Consider the following 19,920-nt stretch of genomic DNA (forward strand, 5'->3'; position numbering starts at 1 on the left):
TCGGTGCAGGCACTTTCAGCCTACGCTCTTGCTTACGCAAGTCTCTCGGGGAGTGGTGGGTGATGACGGGATCGAACCGCCGACATTCTGCTTGTAAGGCAGACGCTCTCCCAGCTGAGCTAATCACCCGTTTGCATCTCCGAGGCCGCGAAATTTACGCAGGTAGCGAACCTAAGTCAATAGCAGGATTGAAGTTTTTTTCAAAAACAGTTTTTAGCGGCAAGTCTCAAGCTGTAAGCAAAAGCATAAACATCTAAAGCAGATACACCGTGATCTCGCCTCAACTTGCAGCTCGACGCTTGCAGCTGCCTCTCACTGCTCGTAAATCATCTTTTTCGTCATGCCACCGTCGACGACAAATTCCTGCCCGGTAACAAACCCGGCATTCCTCGACAGCAGCCAGGCAACCATCGCCGCGACGTCCTCGACCGTCCCTACCCTGCCTGCTGGATGCTGAGCATGATCGGCTTCGGCCAATGGCTCGGCGCGACGTGCAGAAGGATCGCGGGCATCGATCCAGCCCGGGCTGACCGCGTTGACGCGAATCTCCGGCCCCAGACTGATCGCCAATGCATGCGTAAGCGCCAGCAAGCCGCCCTTGCTCGCCGCATAAGCCTCGGTATCAGGTTCTGATTGTCCGGCACGGGTCGACGCCAGATTGACGATCGAACCGTTGTGCGCACGCAGATACGGCGCACAATGCTTGGCCAGCAGCATTGGACCACTGAGGTTCACCGCCAACACACGATTCCAGTAAGCCAGGTCGAGGCTTTCCAGGGTGATGTTGTGCGGATCCGCGACCGCCGCGTTGCACACCAGCGCATCAAGACGCCCAAACTGACCCAGCACTTCAGCCACGCCGAGCGCCACCTGGCTTTCCTCGGCAACGTCCATGGCAATGAACCAGGCGTTTTCACCCAGCACCTTCGCCACTTTCGAACCGCGCGCCCGATCCAGATCGGTCAGCACGACTTGCCAGCCCTCGCTGATCAGCCAGGCAGCAATGCCCAGACCGATACCGCGCGCGGCACCCGTGACCAACGCAACGCGGCCATGGGTACCTCCTGTCGGCGTAGACAACTCGATCACAACGCAGCCAGACCGCGCGCCAGGTCGGCTTGCAGGTCAGCGACGTCTTCCAGACCCACCGCAATGCGGATCAGGCTGTCACGAATGCCCGCCGCTTCACGCTCTTGCGGCGCCAGACGGCCGTGAGAGGTGGTGCTTGGGTGTGTAATCGTGGTCTTGCTGTCGCCGAGGTTGGCGGTAATCGAAATCAGTCGGGTCGCATCGATGAAGCGCCACGCGCCCTCTTTGCCACCTCTGACCTCAAAACTCACCACCGCACCGAAGCCCTTCTGCTGACGCTGGGCCAACTCGTGCTGCGGATGGCTCTTCAAACCGGCGTAATGGACTTTTTCGATACCGTCCTGCTGCTCCAGCCACTCGGCCAGCGCCTGAGCATTCGCGCAGTGCGCTTTCATCCGCAGGTTCAGGGTTTCCAGACCTTTGAGGAAGATCCAAGCGTTGAACGGGCTCAGGGTCGGCCCGGCGGTGCGCAGGAAGCCGACGACTTCTTTCATCTGCTCGCTGCGGCCAGCCACCACGCCGCCCATGCATCGGCCCTGGCCATCGATGAACTTGGTCGCCGAGTGCACGACGATGTCCGCGCCCATTTTCAGTGGCTGCTGCAATGCCGGGGTGCAGAAGCAGTTGTCGACCACCAGCATCGCGCCTTTGGCGTGTGCGATTTCAGCCAGTGCGGTGATGTCGACCAGCTCGGCCAACGGATTGGACGGCGACTCGACAAAGAGCAGTTTGGTGTTGGATTTGATTGCCGCATCCCAACCCGACAGGTCAGCCAAAGGCACGTAATCGACTTCCACACCGAAACGCTTGAAGTACTTCTCGAACAGACTGATGGTCGACCCGAAGACACTGCGCGAAACCAGCACATGATCGCCAGCGCTGCACAAGCTCATCACCACCGCCATGATGGCGGCCATGCCGGTTGCGGTCGCAACGGCTTGCTCGGCGCCCTCCAGCGCAGCGATGCGCTCTTCAAACGCGCGCACGGTCGGGTTGGTGTAACGCGAGTAAACGTTGCCCGGCACTTCCCCGGCAAACCGCGCGGCTGCGTCGGCAGCGGTGCGGAACACGTAGCTGGAGGTGAAGAACATTGGATCACCGTGCTCGCCTTCCGGCGTCCGATGCTGACCGGCACGTACGGCCAGGGTATCGAACGCTACGCCTTCGAGGTCGCTGTCCAGCCGACCGGCATCCCATTCCTGACTCATGCTGTCACTCCTTGCCCTGTTCCCGAAAATTGAAAGTCAGATACAAAACCGGCCCCTCAGGGCCGGTGATAACTCAGTTGTTGTACAGATCGATGATCGCACTGACCGCCTGGGTCTTGACCTTCGAGGCATCGTTGCGTGCCTGCTCGATCTTGTCCAGGTAAGCCTCGTCGACGTCACCGGTAACATACTTGCCGTCGAACACCGCGCAATCGAAATGCTCGATCTTGATCTTGCCGCCGCCGACCGCTTCGATCAAGTCAGGCAAGTCCTGATAGATCAGCCAGTCAGCGCCGATCAGATCCGCCACGTCCTGAGTCGAACGGTTGTGTGCGATCAGTTCGTGCGCGCTCGGCATGTCGATACCATAAACGTTCGGGAAGCGTACCGCTGGCGCCGCCGAGCAGAAGTAGACGTTTTTCGCGCCGGCTTCGCGGGCCATCTGGATGATCTGCTTGCAAGTGGTGCCGCGCACGATCGAGTCGTCGACCAGCATCACGTTCTTGCCGCGGAATTCCAGCTCGATGGCGTTAAGCTTCTGGCGAACCGACTTCTTGCGCGCCGCCTGGCCCGGCATGATGAAGGTACGACCGATGTAACGGTTCTTGACGAACCCTTCGCGGAATTTCACGCCCAGGTGGTTCGCCAGTTCCAGTGCCGCGGTACGGCTGGTGTCCGGAATCGGGATGACCACGTCGATGTCGTGCTCTGGACGCTCGCGCAGAATCTTCTCGGCAAGCTTCTCACCCATGCGCAGACGGGCCTTGTAGACCGACACACCGTCGATGATCGAGTCCGGACGCGCCAGGTAGACGTGTTCGAAGATGCACGGGGTCAGGGACGGGTTGGTCGCGCACTGACGGGTGTGCAGCTTGCCGTCTTCAGTGATATAGACCGCTTCGCCCGGGGCCAGGTCGCGAATCAGGGTGAAACCGAGCACGTCCAGCGAGACGCTTTCCGAGGCGATCATGTACTCGACGCCTTCGTCGGTGTGACGCTGGCCGAACACGATCGGACGAATGCCGTGCGGGTCGCGGAAACCGACGATGCCGTAACCGGTGATCATGGCCACTACCGCGTAACCACCGACGCAACGGTTGTGCACGTCGGTCACGGCGGCAAACACGTCTTCTTCGGTCGGTTGCAGCTTGCCGCGCTGGGCCAGCTCGTGGGCGAACACGTTCAGCAGCACTTCCGAGTCGGAACTGGTGTTGACGTGACGCAAATCGGATTCGTAGATCTCTTTGGCCAACTGCTCAACGTTGGTCAGGTTACCGTTGTGCGCCAGAGTGATGCCGTAAGGCGAGTTGACGTAAAACGGCTGGGCTTCGGCCGAAGTCGAGCTGCCCGCGGTCGGGTAACGGACGTGGCCGATACCCATATGGCCGACCAGGCGCTGCATGTGACGCTGCTGAAACACGTCACGCACCAGGCCATTGTCCTTGCGCAGGAACAACCGGCCATCATGGCTGGTCACGATACCGGCAGCGTCCTGGCCGCGGTGCTGGAGCACGGTTAGCGCGTCATACAGCGCCTGATTGACGTTCGACTTACCGACGATACCGACGATGCCACACATGCGACGCAACCCCTACTTAATGGATCTGAACTGAACAACACTCACTGAGGCGTTTTCGCCGACGGCAAGAGTTGCTCCTTGAACGGAATATCAGCGGGTACGCTGATTCCGCTGGCAAGCCACTGACTGCTCCACCCGAGAATCAGGTTTTTGGACCAATCAGCGACCAATAGAAACTTTGGCACGAGCTGTGATTCTTTCCACCACCCGTCCTGCTGTACCGGCCCCAGGCTCAACAGCCCGACCGCCACGACCACCAGCAACACGCCACGCGCAGCGCCGAAGGCCATGCCGAGGAATCGATCGGTCCCGGACAACCCGGTGACGCGAACCAACTCGCCGATAAGATAATTGATCATTGCGCCCACGATCAGTGTGGCGACAAACATGATGGCACAGCCCGCGATCACGCGAGCCGATGGGGTTTCGATGTATCCGGCGAGGTACTCGGACAATGAGCCACCGAACATCCAGGCGACGACTCCTGCGATGATCCAGGTCACCAGCGATAATGCTTCCTTGACGAAGCCGCGGCTCAAACTGATCAAAGCGGAGATGGCGATGATTGCAACGATCGCCCAGTCAACCCAGGTAAATGGCACAGTGCAGCCTACAGACGGATAAGGCGGCGCATTTTAGCAGAGCGCATGCCTCTCGGTAAGCTGCGATTGTCAGTGCATTTCAATCGAGGCGATAGTTTTTAACCGCGCTCTGGCTGGAAGCGCACCACAAAGCCCTTGAGGTTCTGCTGACGACTCAACAGATCACGCAGACGATCGGCTTCGGCGCGCTCGATCAGCGGCCCGACGAACACCCGGTTCTTGCCATCAGCCGAGCGGATGTAGGCGTTATAGCCTTGGCTGCGCAGGGTTTTCTGCAGGCTTTCGGCGCTGGCACGACTCGACAGACTGGCCAGCTGCACCGACCAGCTCACCGACAGACCGTTGGCATCGACGCGGCTTTGCGTGGTGTCAGGCTTGGTCGATGCCGAGGTAATAGGCTGCGCAGGTGCAGGAATCGGCTTGGCCACCGCTGGCGGCGCGGCGGGCTTGGCAATCAAGATCGGAGCTGCCGGTGCCGGCGCTGGCGCAACCGGTGCAGCAGGCGCCGTGTCTTCTGCGACCTCTTCATCGGTTGGCACCGGCTCTTGCGGCAAAGCTTGCGGCTCGGGAACGGCCACGGTTTCCATCTGCACCTGCGGCACGACAGGCGCTTGCGGCGCGGCGGGCGCTTCGACCGTCACCTGACGCTGCTCGTCCTGACGGGAAAACAGCATCGGTAGAAAAATCACCGCCAGCGCGACCAGCACCAAAGCGCCAACCATGCGCTGCTTGTACGCTTTATCCAGCAAAGCCATTTGCCGCTTCCTCCGTGGAGCGCCGGGCCAACCATTCAAGGGCCTCGGCGACACAATAAAATGATCCGAACAACAGAATCTCGTCGTCGCTTGTAGCCACTGCGCACTGCCCTTCCAAGGCCGCGGCGACACTGTCGTAAGACGCGACCGCAGCACCAAGGTTCTGCAATGCAGCGTTTAATTCAGCCACCGGACGGGCACGCGGCGAATCCAGTGGGGCAACAGCCCAATGCTCGACACTAGCATTCAATTCGCTGACAACACCATCCAGATCTTTGTCGGCCAACAGGCCGAACACCGCCAGACGCTTGCCGACCGGTGGCCGCGCAGCCAAGCGACGGGCCAGATACTCGGCGGCATGCGGATTGTGGCCAACATCCAGCAACAGATTCAGGCGCTTGCCGTTCCACTCGAACGAACGGCGATCCAGTCGACCGACCACGCGAGTCGACTGCAAGGCGGCGACAATCTGCGATGCATTCCACGGCAAACCGAGCAACAGATAAGCCTGCAACGCCAGAGCGGCGTTCTCCATCGGCAGATCGAGCAACGGCAAGTCGTGCAATTCGACAGCCTGACCCTGCGCATCGGTGCCGCGCCATTGCCAGTGCTGATCGGTAATGCCGAGGTCAAAATCACGTCCGCGCAGGAAAAACGGACAGGCCAGTTCACGCGCCTTGTCGAGCAACGGTTGCGGCGGATTCAGGTCGCCGCACAGGGCAGGCTTGCCCTGGCGGAAGATCCCGGCCTTCTCGAAGGCCACGGATTCGCGGGTATCCCCCAGATAATCAGCGTGATCGACGCCGATGCTGGTAACCAGGGCGATATCGGCATCAACCACATTGACCGTGTCCAGACGCCCGCCCAGACCGACCTCCAGCACCACCGCATCAAGCCCGGCCTGCTGAAACAGCCAGAACGCCGCGAGGGTGCCCATTTCGAAGTAAGTCAGGGAAGTGTCGCCGCGCCCGGCCTCGACTGCAGCAAAGGCTTCGCACAGCTGCGCGTCAGTGGCTTCGACGCCATTGAGCTGCACCCGCTCGTTGTAACGCAGCAGGTGCGGAGAATTGTAGACACCGACGCTCAGGCCCTGCGCCCGCAGCAATGAAGCCACGAATGCGCAGGTCGAACCCTTGCCGTTGGTGCCGGTGACCGTGATCACCCGAGGCGCCGGCTGGCCCAGCCCCATGCGGGACGCTACCTGTTGTGAACGCTCCAGCCCCATGTCGATGGCCGAAGGATGCAACTGCTCAAGGTAGGCGAGCCATTCGCCAAGGGTGCGCTCGGTCATAGGCCAGCAGGGACCGGTGGTACCACGATCGGCTCGATTGGCGCGGCGACGAATTTCGGCGTCGGTTTGCCAGTCATTTGTGCCAGCAGGTTACCCAGACGCGGGCGCAGTTCCTGACGGTGGATGATCATGTCGATTGCACCGTGTTCCAGCAGGAATTCGCTGCGCTGGAAGCCTTCCGGCAGTTTTTCACGCACGGTTTGTTCGATAACACGCGGACCGGCGAAGCCGATCAGGGCTTTCGGCTCACCGACGATGACGTCGCCGAGCATTGCCAGACTTGCGGAAACACCGCCGTAAACCGGGTCGGTCAGTACGGAGATGAACGGAATACCTTCTTCACGCAGACGCGCCAGCACGGCCGAGGTCTTGGCCATCTGCATCAGCGAGATCAGCGCTTCCTGCATGCGTGCACCACCGGAGGCAGCGAAGCAGATCATCGGGCAGCGGTTTTCCAGCGCATAGTTGGCGGCGCGGACGAAGCGCTCACCGACGATGGCGCCCATGGAACCGCCCATGAAGTTGAATTCGAACGCGGAAACCACCACCGGCATGCCCAGCAAGGTGCCACTGACGGAGATCAGCGCGTCTTTTTCGCCGGTCTGCTTCTGTGCAGCGGTCAGGCGATCCTTGTATTTCTTGCCGTCGCGGAATTTCAGACGGTCAACCGGCTCCAGATCGGCGCCCAGTTCGTTGCGACCTTCGGCATCGAGGAAGATGTCGATGCGCGCACGTGCGCCGATGCGCATGTGGTGGTTGCATTTAGGGCAAACGTCCAGGGTCTTTTCCAGCTCCGGACGATACAGCACCGCCTCGCAAGACGGGCATTTGTGCCACAGACCTTCAGGGACCGAGCTCTTCTTGACCTCGGAACGCATGATCGAAGGGATCAGTTTGTCTACTAACCAGTTGCTCATGCTTTCTTTCTCCAGTACCGGCGGCCCGAACGCTCTGGTTCGCAGCCCCGCGTATGCCCTTCAGCTAAATTCATGTGTGTGGCGATGATTGGTGGACAGCCACGGTCAGCGCGAAACATGACCTGCGTGCGATCCAGAAACCCTCAGCCGCGCCTGCTTTGTGCAAGTGCATTGATGGACGGCGGCAGACTGCCAGCCGTCACATCAATATGGCGCTTTGCGTACCGCGTTGATGAACGCTCGAATCTTTGCGTGATCCTTGATGCCCTTGCTTGCCTCTACCCCGCCGCTGACATCAACCGCGTACGGTTTCACCCGAGCCACGGCCTCTGCGACGTTTTCGGGCGTCAAGCCACCGGCCAGGATCAACGGCTTGCGCAAACCCTGAGGAATCAAAGACCAGTCGAACGCCTCGCCGGTTCCGCCAGGCACGCCCTCAACATACGTGTCGAGCAGCACGCCACTGGCACTCGGATAGGCATCCACCGCTGCTGCGATGTCATCACCCGCCTTGACCCGCAGTGCCTTGATATACGGGCGATGCCAGCTTTCACAGTCTTCAGCGACTTCATCGCCGTGGAACTGCAGCAGATCCAGCGGCACCGCGTCGAGGATTTCCCCCAACTCGCAGCGGCTGGCGTTAACGAACAAACCCACAGTGGTGACAAATGGCGGCAACGCTTTAATGATTGCCCGCGCCTGCTGCACGGTGACCGCACGCGGACTCTTGGCATAGAACACGAACCCGATCGCATCCGCCCCGGCCTCAACGGCGGCCAGCGCATCTTCTATGCGGGTAATCCCGCAGATCTTGCTGCGAACGGCTGACATATCGAGAAAAACTCCGAGGTAAAAACCGGGAAAGTCCCGGATGGTAACAAAAGCGTTCGAGGGCGTCAGCCGTCAAGTTCGGAGAAACCCGTAAGGAAATGTGGCCCGATAAAACGTTCGGGCAACGGGAATTCGTCGTGGTACTCGACCTGCACCAGATACAGTCCGTACGGATGCGCCGTCACGCCACCGGAACGGCGCTCGCGACTCTCCAGCACTTCCTTCATCCACTCCACGGGCCGCTCGCCCGCGCCGATGGTCATCAGCACGCCAGCGATATTGCGCACCATGTGATGCAGAAACGCGTTGGCGCGAATATCGAGCACGATCATCTTGCCGTGACGGGTCACGCGCAGGTGATGCATCTTCTTGATCGGCGACTTGGCCTGGCACTGGCCGGCGCGAAACGCACTGAAATCGTGAGTACCGATCAGATACTGCGCGGCCTCGGCCATGCGCTCGACATCCAGCGGGCGGTGGTTCCAGGTGATTTCTTCATTGAGGTGCGCGGGGCGGATCTGATCGTTGTAGATCACATAGCGATAGCGTCGGGCGATGGCTTTGAAGCGCGCATGGAAATGCGCTGGCATCACCCGCGCCCAACTGACGCTGATGTCATGGGGCAGATTGATGTTGGCACCCATGACCCAGGCTTTCAGCGAACGATCGACGGTCGTATCGAAATGCACCACTTGCCCGCAAGCATGTACGCCTGCGTCGGTGCGCCCGGCGCACTGCAAGGAGACCGGCGAGTTGGCGACTTTCGACAGGGCTTTTTCGAGCTCTTCCTGCACCGTCGCCACACCCGTCAACTGACGCTGCCAGCCGCTGTAGCGCGAGCCTTTGTACTCAACGCCCAGCGCGACGCGGTAAAAGCCCTCTGGGGCCATTTCGGCGGCCGGGTTATCTATGTTTGCCAAGGTGGGACAGCCTGCTGTTTGTGCAAAGGCGGGCATTATAAGGCTGTGGTTCAGGGATGCCAGAGTTCTCTATTGGCAGTTCTGGCCCTATCGCGAGCAGGCTCACTCCTACAGGGGAACGCATTCCAACATGCAGGAGTGAGCCTGCTCGCGATAGCAATCCTTCAAACACCACTGGATCCGGCCCAAACAAAAACGGCAGCCTCACTGGGCTGCCGTTTTCGTGTGCCGCTGGATTTACTAAAGGCTCGACAGCATTTCCTTGGCTTCGCCGCGCTGCTTCTCGTCACCCTCGGTCAACACTTCGTTGAGGATGTCACGCGCACCGTCGTTGTCACCCATATCGATGTAGGCCTGAGCCAGATCGAGTTTGGTAGCGGCTTCGTCAGTGCCAGCGAGGAAGTCGAAATCATCTTCGCCCAGATCATCACCCAGTGCCGCGTCGGCTTCGGTGAAGGTCGGCTCGGCGATGCTTTGCGACAGGCGATCCAGCTCGGCGTTGACGTCATCCAGCTCAGCAGCGAACGCATCCGGTTCGGCCGCTGGATTGCTGTCCATTTCGTCGGCCAGCGACAGATCGAAATCGGCCGGCAGCTCCAGATCATCTTGTGGCACGTCAGCCACCACTGGCGCCTCGACCGGCGGCAGATCCTTCACGCCTTCGTCCAGGTCCAGCAGGAAGTCATCGTCCGCCAGATCAGCCGCTGGAGCCACCGGCTCGGCACCAAGGTCCAGATCCAGGTCGAAGTCCGACAGGTCATCCAGATTTTCTTTGATTTCAGTCTGCTGTTGCAGCACCGATTCAAAGCTCAGGTCGTCGTCCGCCGGGAATTCGTCCAGCTCGACCGGCGCTTCAGGCTCGACCACAGGCGCAGACTCTACTGGCGTGATGTTGTCGAGATCATCCAGGCTCAAATCAAACGCGCTGTCGAGATCATCTTCCACTGGCGCCGGCGCCGGTGCTTCAGGCTCATCGAGCAGCAGATCCTTGACGTATTGCGCATCCAGTTCGGCAGCGACGGCGGCCGCAGCCAGACCACTGGCCGCGACAACCGCCATGGCCGGGAAGCGGCTTTTCAGTTCTTCGACCTTGGCGAAGTTCTCACCGTTGGCCACCAGCTGACGCTCTTGAGCGACGAACGCATCACGGTCGCCCTGCTGACCGTAGACTTCCATCAACTTCAGACGCAGATCACTGCGTTGCGGCTCCAGGCTGACGCCCTCTTCCAGCAACGCGGCAGCCTGATTCAGGCGACCAGCGTTGATGTGCGACTGCGCCTTGTCGAGTACGTCGTCGGAACGCTCGGCGGCCGGCGCCACCAGCGGTGCGGCAATCGGCTCAGCCATCACGATCGGCGCCACTACCGCTGCCGCAGCAGGTGCTGGCGCAGGTGCCGGGGTGTTGAGCTTGACGCTCGCCGCCGGGGTTTCCAGACCTTCGAAGCTGCTTTCCGGCAGATCCTGCTCGGCGGAGAACTCTTGCTCTTCCGATAGTGCACGGGCCATGCGCATGTGTTTCTCGGCCTCTTGCTGCGCTTTGCGGCGACGCGCCAGCAGCAACAACAGGAGCAGCAGAACCACAGCACCGCCGCCCACCAGACCCAGCAGAATCGGGTTGGTCAGCAGTTCGTTGAAGGTTTTCTCGTCTTCGACAACCGGCTTCGGCGCGACCACTGGCTCGACGACTGGCGTCTCAGCCGGTGGCGCAATGGCGGACTCTGGCGTCGGCGCTGCGTCTGCCGGGGTAGCTGGCGGTGTCGCGGCCAGCTCAGCCGTGATCGCAGGCACCGCCGGTGCGGCAGGATTGGCGGCTGGCGCAGCACCCGCGCCTTCGGCCTGCAGTTTTGCCAGTTGGTTGTTCTTCAGCTCGATCAGCTTTTGCAGTTTGTCCAGCTGACTCTGCAGATCGGACATGCGGCTTTTCAGTTCCTCATTGTCACGACGGGTCGTGTCGAGGCTTTCCTGAGTGACCGCGAGCTTGTTGCTCAGTGCCTTGGCATCACCGGCCGGGCCTTTGCCACGCGCCTTGGTGTTTTCGGCGGAGACCAGGCTCAGATTGTCCTGGGCGTTCTGCGCAGCACCGGTATTGCCGCGACCACGGTTGGTCGCATCGAGCTGCTGCTGACCGGTGCCCGGCTTTCCTACATAACGACGGCCCTGACGCCAGGCTTCATTCTGCGCCGCCACTTCGGCAATCGCTTTCGATTGCGGCAGCGCAGTGCTTTGCACCGAATCCGGCAGACGCAGCACCTGGCCGGTTTTCAGGCGGTTGATGTTGCCGCCGATGAAGGCATCCGGGTTCAGCGCTTGAATGGCCAGCATGGTCTGCTGCACCGAGCCACCGGTCCGCGCCTTCGCGGCGATCTCCCAAAGGGTATCGCGCGGCGTGGTGGTGTATTGCGTCGGGTGCGTAGCGCCCGTGGTCGGCGCAGCGATGGTCTGCGACGGCGCCGGTTGTGCGGCGGCGTCAGCGGTCTGTGGCGAGAATTTCGATGGATCCAGCAGCACGCTGTAATCGCGCAGCAGACGGCCATTCGGCCACATCACCTGCACGAGGAATTTGACCATCGGTTCCGACAGCGGCTTGCTCGAGGTTACGCGCAGCACGCTTTTGCCACTGGCGTTGAGCACCGGGGTGAAGGTCAGATCATTGAGGAAGGCCTGGCGATCGACGCCGGCCTTGGCAAAGTCTTCAGGTGAAGCCAGGCTCGGCACCACTTCGGCAGCGGTGAGATCCTTGACGTCGAGCAACTCGATTTCAGCCACCAGCGGCTGGTTCAGGGTCGACTTCAGGGTCAGCTCCCCGAGCCCGAGGGCATGCGCCATACCGGAGGACAGCGCCGAGGCGGCCGCTATTGCTAACACCAGTTTGCGAACTTGAACCATAGCCTCATCCTTTGTTTGAACGTTCCTCGGCCAGCGAGAAGATGTTGAATACCGCTGCCGTAAGGCATTGCGCGCGACGACGACAGATGTCGCGCGCGATCATTTCTTTGATGCCCCGGAAAGTCCCGGAGGGTGACACGTTATCAAGCGATCTGGGCAAGCATAGCGCTCACCTAGAATCAGTCGACAAATTGTTGCCAAGTATCTTTTACAGCAGGTCTTTTATCAACAATTCAGCCACCTGCACAGCGTTAAGGGCCGCGCCTTTGCGTACGTTATCTGACGTCAGCCACAGATTAAGTTCCGCCGGGTCGTCGACACCGCTGCGCACACGACCGACATAGACCACATCCTGCCCCACCGCGTCACCGACCGCAGTCGGGTAGTCACCGGCCTCGACCAGTTCGATACCCGGCGCATCTTCGAGTGCGGCGTTGACCTTTATCAGGTCGACAGGCTTAGTTGACTGCAAGGTCACGCTAAAGCTATCGCCAAAAAACACCGGGGCTTGAACGCAAGTTGCGGAAATCTTCAATAAAGGCAAAGCCAGCACCTGGCGCAACTCGCGCACCAGACGTTTTTCCAGCAGTGTGTGGCCCTGCGCGTCAGGCGTGCCGACCTGAGCCAACAGGTTGAAGGCCATCTGCCGATCAAAGAACGTCGGTTCCAACGGGCGCATGTTCAGCAGCTCGGCGGTCTGCCGTGCGAGCTCGGTGACGGCTTCACGACCTTGGGCGGAAACCGCCAGATTGGCGGTGACGTTGACATATTGCAGGTCGATCAGATCAAGCAGCGGCGCCAGCACCACCGCCAGCGAAGTGGCCGACGGGCTTGGGCTGCTGACCTGAAACGGCGCTTTCAATCCGTCGAGCACTTTGGCGTTGGCTTCCGGTACCACTTGCGGCGCTTGATCGGCCGGCAAGGCACCGGACAGGTCGATCAGCGAGCAACCGGCGGCCTGGGCACGGGCGGCATAGCTCAGGGTGATCGCCGGGCCGGCGGCGAAGAACACCAGTTTGACCTTGCTGAAATCGAACTCGTCGACTTCGCGTACGCGCACGTTCTTGTTGCGGAACAGCACCGAGCTGCCGGCGGATTCGCTGCTCGCCAGCAGGTGCAGGTTGCCGACCGGGAAATCACGCTCTTCGAGAATCTGTACGAGGGTTTCGCCGACAGTACCGGTGGCGCCGATTACGGCAATATCTAGGGTCTGGGTCATGGTGCGAGCCTCTGGCGAAACGGGGGGAGCGGCACTTTACCGGGTGACTGCCATGCAGGCAATTTCTGCCGAGGATTTGCGGCGCCTGCACCGACCTCATCGCTGGCAAGCCAGCTCCCACAATGGGCGTTGCGATTCACAGATTTTATGTACTCCACAAATCCCTGTGGGAGCTGGCTTGCCAGCGATGGGGCCAGTCCAAACACCCGAGAAACCACAGGCATAAAAAAACCCGCACCCCTTTCAAGGCACGGGTTCTTTCATTGCTTCAAACGATCAACGCTCAAGCAAAATCCGCAGCATGCGACGCAGCGGTTCGGCCGCTCCCCACAGCAGTTGGTCGCCGACGGTGAACGCACCAACGAACTGCGAACCCATGTTCAGCTTGCGCAGACGGCCAACAGGCACGTTCAGGGTGCCGGTGACCTTGGTCGGGCTCAGCTCCTGCATGCTGATTTCACGCTGGTTCGGCACCAGTTTGACCCAAGGGTTGTGCTGGCTGATCAGCCCTTCGATATCGGCGATCGGCACGTCTTTGTTCAGCTTGATGGTCAGCGCCTGGCTGTGGCAACGCATGGCGCCGATGCGTACGCAGATGCCGTCGACCGGGATCGGGCTCTTGAAGCGACCGAGGATCTTGTTGGTCTCGGCCTGGGCCTTCCACTCTTCGCGGCTCTGGCCGTTCGGCAGTTCCTTGTCGATCCACGGGATCAGGCTGCCGGCCAGCGGTACGCCGAAGTTTTCGGTCGGGTACGCGTCGCTGCGCATGGCGTCGGCCACGCGACGGTCGATGTCGAGGATCGCGCTGGCCGGATCGGCCAGTTGATCGGCGACAGCGGCGTGGGTCGCGCCCATTTGCTTGATCAGTTCACGCATGTTCTGCGCGCCGGCACCGGAGGCCGCCTGATAGGTCATGGCGCTCATCCACTCGACCAGACCTGCTTCGAACAGACCGCCCAGGCCCATCAGCATCAGGCTGACAGTGCAGTTGCCGCCGATGTAGTTCTTGGTGCCCGCGTCGAGCTGCTGGTCGATGACCTTGCGATTGACCGGATCGAGAATGATGACCGCGTCATCGTTCATGCGCAGGCTGGACGCCGCGTCGATCCAGTAACCCTGCCAGCCGGCTTCGCGCAGCTTCGGGAACACTTCGCTGGTGTAGTCGCCACCCTGGCAGGTCAGAATCACGTCGAGGGTCTTCAGCTCGTCAATGCTGTAAGCATCCTTGAGCGGAGCAATGTCCTTGCCCACGGACGGGCCTTGGCCACCGACGTTGGACGTGGTGAAAAACACCGGCTCGATTAGATCGAAATCCTGCTCTTCCAGCATCCGCTGCATGAGCACGGAACCGACCATCCCGCGCCAACCGATCAGACCTACACGTTTCATCGCAACTACACCTTCTTGAAAAGTGGGCCGCTGCTTTGTATTGAATTTCGCAGCGGGCCCGAGAGATTACAGATTCCGCAGCGCGGCGACTACTGCGTCGCCCATTTCCTGCGTACCGACTTTGGTGCAACCGGCCGAATAGATGTCGCCTGTGCGCAACCCTTGATCAAGGACAACGCTGACGGCTTTTTCAATGGCATCGGCCGCGTCATGCAGATTGAAGCTGTAACGCAGCATCATCGACACCGACAGAATGGTCGCCAACGGGTTGGCAATGCCTTTGCCAGCGATGTCCGGCGCGGAACCGTGGCAAGGCTCGTACATGCCCTTGTTGTTGGAATCCAGCGAGGCCGACGGCAGCATGCCGATGGAGCCGGTGAGCATCGACGCTTCGTCGGAGAGGATGTCGCCGAACATATTGTCGGTGACGATCACGTCGAACTGCTTCGGCGCGCGCACCAGTTGCATGGCGGCGTTGTCGACGTACATGTGGCTCAGTTCGACTTCTGGATAGTCCTTGGCCACTTGCTCGACCACTTCACGCCACAGTTGGCTGGACGCCAGGACGTTGGCCTTGTCCACCGAGCAGAGCTTCTTGCCACGGACCATGGCCATGTCGAAACCGACACGGGCGATGCGGCGGATTTCGCTCTCGCTGTACGGCAGCGTGTCGTAGGACTGACGCTCGCCGTTTTCCAGAGTACGGGTGCCGCGTGGCGCGCCGAAGTAGATGCCGCCGGTCAGCTCACGGACGATCAGGATGTCCAGGCCTGCAACGATTTCCGGCTTCAGGCTCGAAGCGTCGGCCAGTTGCGGGTACAGGATCGCCGGACGCAGATTGCCGAACAGGCCAAGTTGCGCACGGATTTTCAGCAGACCGCGCTCCGGGCGGATGTCACGCTCGATGGTGTCCCATTTCGGGCCGCCCACCGCGCCCAACAGCACAGCGTCGGCTGCGCGAGCACGATCGAGGGTTTCATCGGCCAATGGCACGCCGTGCTTGTCGATGGCGGCGCCACCGATCACGTCATGGCTCAGCTCGAAGCCCAGGCTGTACTTGTCGTTGGACAGCTCCAGCACCTTGACCGCTTCGGCCATGATTTCCGGACCAATACCATCACCTGGGAGAATCAGAATCTGCTTGCTCATGCTTTCCTCGTGTCTTCAATCGGTGCGCCTTTACCGGCACGCCCGGAAAAATTCTTATCGCTCGGCCATCAGCACGATCACATCGGTACTGAACGAGCCGTCAGCATCAATCTCAAAATATTCGCGCACTTCATTGCCCATCGACTGCTGCAACTGGCGGATCGCTGCGCGCATCACTTCAGGCGTGCGCATGCGTTCAACCCAACTGGTGTACTCCAGACGCAGGCGCTGACGCGTGGTACTGCGCACATGCAAACCGGCCTCGCTGACCTGCCGCAACCACTCGGCGGCGGAATAATCGCGCACATGGCTGGTGTCGCGCAGCACTTCGACGCTTTGCAGGTAAGTGTCGAACAACGGACTGCCCGGTGACAACACATCAACGAACGCCGCCACACCACCCGGTTTCAGTACCCGGCGCACTTCGCGCAGGGCCACACCCAGATCGCTCCAATGGTGCGCCGAATACCGGCTGAACACGAAGTCGAACTCGCCATCGGCAAACGGCAAGCGCTCGGCGGCGCCGTTGACCGTGGCAATGTTGCTCATCCCGCGATCAACGGCAGCGGCGGCGACCACGTCGAGCATCTGCTGCGACAGATCGTAGGCGACCACTTCCCCGACCAGCGGTGCGACGTGGAAACTGACGTGACCGGCGCCGCAACCCAAATCCAGCACTCGGGCGCTGCCCTGCCCTGCCAGTTCAGCCTGTAGCAGTGCGAACTCGGTGCCTTGAGCGTGAACGGCGCTGCTCAGGTAGGCGGCGGCCTGTTCGCCGAATTGCTTTTGTACGACCTGGGTGTGCTGGGCGGTACTGGTCATGGGATCTTTCCTTGAATCTTGTGGTGCTTGTTCCGGCCTCATCGCTGGCAAGTCGAATCGTCGCACCGCAGCTCCCACAGATTTTGTGAACACCGCAAATCCCTGTGGGAGCTGACTTGCCAGCGATGGGGCCGGCCCTGACTACATCAATCTCGAATCAATCACGCGTCGCGGAACAACCACGGCTGGCTCACACGATGTTTGGCCTCAAACGCCGCAATCGCGTCGCCGTCCTGCAAGGTCAAACCGATATCGTCCAGACCGTTCAACAGGCAATGCTTGCGAAACGCGTCGATCTCAAAGCTGTACACCTTGCCATCCGGACGGGTCACGGTCTGCGCCTGCAGATCGACCTGCAGTTGATAACCCGGCTCAGCCTCGACCTGCTTGAACAACTCATCGACTTCAGCGTCGCTCAAAATGATCGGCAGCAAGCCGTTCTTGAAGCTGTTGTTGAAGAAGATGTCGGCATAGCTCGGCGCGATGATGCTGCGGAAACCGTATTCTTCCAGCGCCCACGGCGCGTGTTCACGGCTGGAGCCGCAACCGAAGTTTTCGCGGGCGAGCAACACGCTGGCGCCTTGATAACGCTCGGCGTTGAGGACGAAGTCCTTGTTCAGCGGACGCTTGGAGTTGTCCTGATACGGCTGACCAACATCCAGATAACGCCATTCGTCGAACAGGTTCGGACCGAAACCGGTGCGCTTGATCGACTTCAAAAACTGCTTCGGAATGATCTGGTCAGTGTCGACGTTGGCACGATCCAGAGGCGCGACAAGACCAGTGTGCTGGGTAAAAGCTTTCATGCTGCGCTCCTTTAAATCAATTCACGGACGTCGACGAAGCGACCGTTCACCGCTGCCGCAGCCGCCATGGCCGGGCTGACGAGGTGGGTACGGCCACCGGCGCCCTGACGGCCTTCGAAGTTACGGTTGGAGGTCGAGGCGCAATGCTCGCCGGACTCCAAACGGTCCGGGTTCATCGCCAGGCACATCGAGCAGCCCGGCTCACGCCATTCAAAACCGGCTTCGAGGAAGATCTTGTCGAGACCTTCGGCCTCCGCCTGTGCTTTCACCAGACCCGAGCCCGGCACCACGATCGCTTGCTTGATGGTCGAAGCAACTTTGCGACCCTTGGCGATCACGGCAGCAGCGCGCAAATCTTCGATCCGCGAGTTGGTGCAGGAACCGATAAACACGCGATCCAGTTGAATGTCGGTGATCGCCTGATTGGCGGTCAAACCCATGTATTTCAAGGCACGGACGATCGAGTCGCGCTTGACCAGATCCATTTCTTTGGCCGGGTCCGGCACGTTTTGGTCAACGGCCAAAACCATTTCTGGAGAAGTGCCCCAGCTGACTTGCGGCTTGATCTGCGCAGCGTCCAGCTCAACCACGGTGTCGAACTTGGCATCGGCGTCGGAGACCAGGTCTTTCCAGGCCTCGACGGCCATGTCCCATTCGGCGCCTTTCGGTGCAAAAGGACGGCCCTTCACGTAATCGACGGTCTTCTGATCCGCTGCCACCAGACCTACGCGGGCGCCGGCTTCGATGGACATATTGCAGATGGTCATGCGGCCTTCGACGGACAAGTCGCGGATCGCGCTGCCGGCGAATTCGATGGCGTGGCCGTTACCGCCAGCGGTGCCGATCTTGCCGATCACCGCGAGGACGATGTCCTTGGCCGTCACGCCGAACGGCAATTGCCCTTCAACGCGCACCAGCATGTTCTTCATTTTCTTCGCGACCAGGCACTGGGTGGCGAGCACATGCTCGACCTCGGAGGTGCCGATACCGTGCGCCAAGGCGCCGAACGCGCCGTGGGTCGAGGTGTGCGAGTCGCCGCAGACCACGGTCATGCCCGGCAAGGTCGCGCCCTGCTCCGGGCTGATCACGTGGACGATGCCTTGGCGAACGTCGTTCATCTTGAACTCGACGATGCCGTATTCATCACAGTTGTCATCGAGGGTCTGAACCTGCAAACGCGAGACCTGATCGGCAATGGCTGCGATGCCGCCCTTGCGCTCTGGAGTCGTCGGTACGTTGTGGTCCGGGGTCGCGATGTTGGCATCGATGCGCCATGGCTTGCGCCCGGCCAGACGCAGGCCTTCGAAGGCTTGCGGCGAAGTCACTTCGTGGATGATGTGACGATCGATATAGATCAGCGCCGAGCCATCGTCGCGCTGTTTGACCAAATGCGAATCCCAGAGCTTGTCGTAGAGCGTTTTGCCGGCCATCAGACGGTTCCTCATCAGCTTGTTTCTATGCCCTGGGCTTATCAATAACCCTTTGGCTTGTGAGGCCGATCCTATGGGGTTAGATTAAATAACTCAAATTCATATTTTTTATGCTTTGGATAACCAACTGGAATACGAACATGGATCTGGCCAACCTCAACGCCTTTATCGCGATTGCCGAGACCGGCAGCTTCTCCGGCGCCGGCGAACGCTTGCACCTGACACAGCCGGCGATCAGCAAACGCATCGCCGGGCTGGAGCAGCAATTGAAGGTGCGTCTGTTCGACCGACTGGGCCGTGAAGTCGGCCTGACCGAGGCCGGCCGGGCCCTGCTGCCGCGTGCTTACCAGATTCTCAACGTGCTGGACGACACCCGCCGCGCCCTGACCAACCTGACGGGTGAAGTCAGCGGGCGCCTGACCCTGGCCACCAGTCACCACATCGGGTTGCACCGTTTGCCGCCGCTGTTAAGGGAATTCACCCGCCGCTACCCACAGGTTGCGCTGGATATTCAGTTCCTCGATTCGGAAGTGGCCTACGAAGAAATTCTCCATGGCCGCGCCGAACTGGCGGTCATCACCCTGGCGCCGGAGCCTCACGCACTGGTCAAAGCCACGCCGGTCTGGGACGACCCGCTGGATTTCGTGGTCGCCCCGGAGCATTCGCTGATCGGCAATGGCCCCGTCAATCTGGCGGACATTGCCGGTCATCCGGCAGTGTTCCCCGGGGGCAACACCTTCACGCATCACATTGTCCAACGTCTATTCGAAGCCCAGGGCCTGACGCCGAACATCGCCATGAGCACCAACTACCTGGAAACCATCAAGATGATGGTCTCGATCGGCCTGGCCTGGAGCGTTTTGCCGCGCACCATGCTCGACGATCAAGTGGCGAGCATCGCTTTGCCGGGCATACAGCTCACTCGCCAGCTAGGCTATATCCTGCACACCGAACGGACACTCTCGAATGCGGCAAGAGCCTTCATGGCCCTGTTGGATGCACAAATCGATCTGCCAGGGACTTGAGG

At 60.5% G+C, this 19,920-nt stretch carries 17 protein-coding genes and 1 tRNA gene; 1 reads left to right on the top strand and 17 read right to left on the bottom strand.

Annotated features, from left to right (window positions below; translation table 11 throughout):
* Positions 1-53: 53 nt before the first annotated feature.
* The 17 genes from M9827_RS23025 to leuC all read right to left on the bottom strand — a co-directional run bounded on the left by M9827_RS23025 (position 54) and on the right by leuC (position 18,893).
* Positions 54-129, bottom strand: a tRNA-Val gene (locus M9827_RS23025).
* A gap of 183 nt (positions 130-312) precedes the next feature.
* Positions 313-1,089, bottom strand: a complete 777-nt coding sequence (locus M9827_RS23030) for an SDR family oxidoreductase (protein ID WP_250607269.1) — start codon at positions 1,087-1,089, stop codon at positions 313-315.
* Entirely contained in the window at positions 1,086-2,297 is a 1,212-nt protein-coding gene (locus M9827_RS23035; RefSeq protein WP_250607272.1) for an O-succinylhomoserine sulfhydrylase, read from the bottom strand. The genes M9827_RS23030 and M9827_RS23035 overlap by 4 nt, the downstream gene beginning before the upstream one ends.
* A gap of 73 nt (positions 2,298-2,370) precedes the next feature.
* Positions 2,371-3,876: an amidophosphoribosyltransferase gene (purF, locus tag M9827_RS23040; protein ID WP_123448659.1), complete on the bottom strand. Its 1,506-nt coding sequence runs from the start codon at positions 3,874-3,876 to the stop codon at positions 2,371-2,373.
* Positions 3,877-3,917: 41 nt separating this feature from the next.
* Complete coding sequence (locus M9827_RS23045) at positions 3,918-4,478, bottom strand: CvpA family protein (protein ID WP_007913461.1); 561 nt, start codon at positions 4,476-4,478, stop codon at positions 3,918-3,920.
* Positions 4,479-4,576: 98 nt separating this feature from the next.
* Positions 4,577-5,233 (bottom strand): SPOR domain-containing protein, encoded by a 657-nt coding sequence (locus tag M9827_RS23050; RefSeq protein WP_250607275.1) that lies wholly within the window; start codon positions 5,231-5,233, stop codon positions 4,577-4,579.
* Entirely contained in the window at positions 5,217-6,524 is a 1,308-nt protein-coding gene (gene folC, locus M9827_RS23055; protein ID WP_250607277.1) for a bifunctional tetrahydrofolate synthase/dihydrofolate synthase, read from the bottom strand. The genes M9827_RS23050 and folC overlap by 17 nt, the downstream gene beginning before the upstream one ends.
* Complete coding sequence (gene accD / locus M9827_RS23060; protein WP_123448656.1) at positions 6,521-7,441, bottom strand: acetyl-CoA carboxylase, carboxyltransferase subunit beta; 921 nt, start codon at positions 7,439-7,441, stop codon at positions 6,521-6,523. Before accD ends, folC begins: the two co-directional genes overlap by 4 nt.
* A 204-nt stretch (positions 7,442-7,645) precedes the next feature.
* Complete coding sequence (locus tag M9827_RS23065) at positions 7,646-8,272, bottom strand: phosphoribosylanthranilate isomerase (protein ID WP_250607279.1); 627 nt, start codon at positions 8,270-8,272, stop codon at positions 7,646-7,648.
* A gap of 65 nt (positions 8,273-8,337) precedes the next feature.
* Entirely contained in the window at positions 8,338-9,162 is an 825-nt protein-coding gene (truA, locus tag M9827_RS23070) for a tRNA pseudouridine(38-40) synthase TruA (protein WP_166220008.1), read from the bottom strand.
* 270 nt (positions 9,163-9,432) lie between these two features.
* A complete protein-coding gene (locus M9827_RS23075; protein WP_250607281.1) occupies positions 9,433-12,078 on the bottom strand; it encodes a motility hub landmark protein FimV in 2,646 nt (881 codons plus the stop codon).
* A gap of 208 nt (positions 12,079-12,286) precedes the next feature.
* A complete protein-coding gene (locus M9827_RS23080; RefSeq protein WP_250607284.1) occupies positions 12,287-13,297 on the bottom strand; it encodes an aspartate-semialdehyde dehydrogenase in 1,011 nt (336 codons plus the stop codon).
* A 276-nt stretch (positions 13,298-13,573) separates the two neighbouring features.
* A complete protein-coding gene (gene asd / locus M9827_RS23085; protein WP_064116811.1) occupies positions 13,574-14,686 on the bottom strand; it encodes an aspartate-semialdehyde dehydrogenase in 1,113 nt (370 codons plus the stop codon).
* Positions 14,687-14,752: 66 nt separating this feature from the next.
* Entirely contained in the window at positions 14,753-15,835 is a 1,083-nt protein-coding gene (gene leuB / locus M9827_RS23090; RefSeq protein WP_250607287.1) for a 3-isopropylmalate dehydrogenase, read from the bottom strand.
* 54 nt (positions 15,836-15,889) lie between these two features.
* Positions 15,890-16,657 carry a class I SAM-dependent methyltransferase gene (locus tag M9827_RS23095; RefSeq protein ID WP_250607289.1) on the bottom strand — a complete coding sequence of 256 codons (768 nt, stop codon included), beginning with the start codon at positions 16,655-16,657 and terminating at the stop codon, positions 15,890-15,892.
* 161 nt (positions 16,658-16,818) lie between these two features.
* On the bottom strand, positions 16,819-17,463 hold the full coding sequence (leuD, locus tag M9827_RS23100; RefSeq protein WP_250607291.1) for a 3-isopropylmalate dehydratase small subunit: 645 nt from the start codon (positions 17,461-17,463) through the stop codon (positions 16,819-16,821).
* 11 nt (positions 17,464-17,474) lie between these two features.
* Complete coding sequence (gene leuC / locus M9827_RS23105; RefSeq protein ID WP_250607294.1) at positions 17,475-18,893, bottom strand: 3-isopropylmalate dehydratase large subunit; 1,419 nt, start codon at positions 18,891-18,893, stop codon at positions 17,475-17,477.
* Between the two features lie 140 nt (positions 18,894-19,033).
* Here leuC and M9827_RS23110 point away from each other — a divergent pair, with 140 nt between their 5' ends.
* The gene (locus M9827_RS23110; protein ID WP_250607296.1) at positions 19,034-19,918 is read left to right on the top strand and encodes a LysR family transcriptional regulator; all 885 of its coding nucleotides are present in this window, start codon (positions 19,034-19,036) and stop codon (positions 19,916-19,918) included.
* Positions 19,919-19,920: the final 2 nt, after the last annotated feature.

Source organism: Pseudomonas sp. AKS31 (assembly GCF_023634765.1).
Lineage (GTDB): Bacteria > Pseudomonadota > Gammaproteobacteria > Pseudomonadales > Pseudomonadaceae > Aquipseudomonas.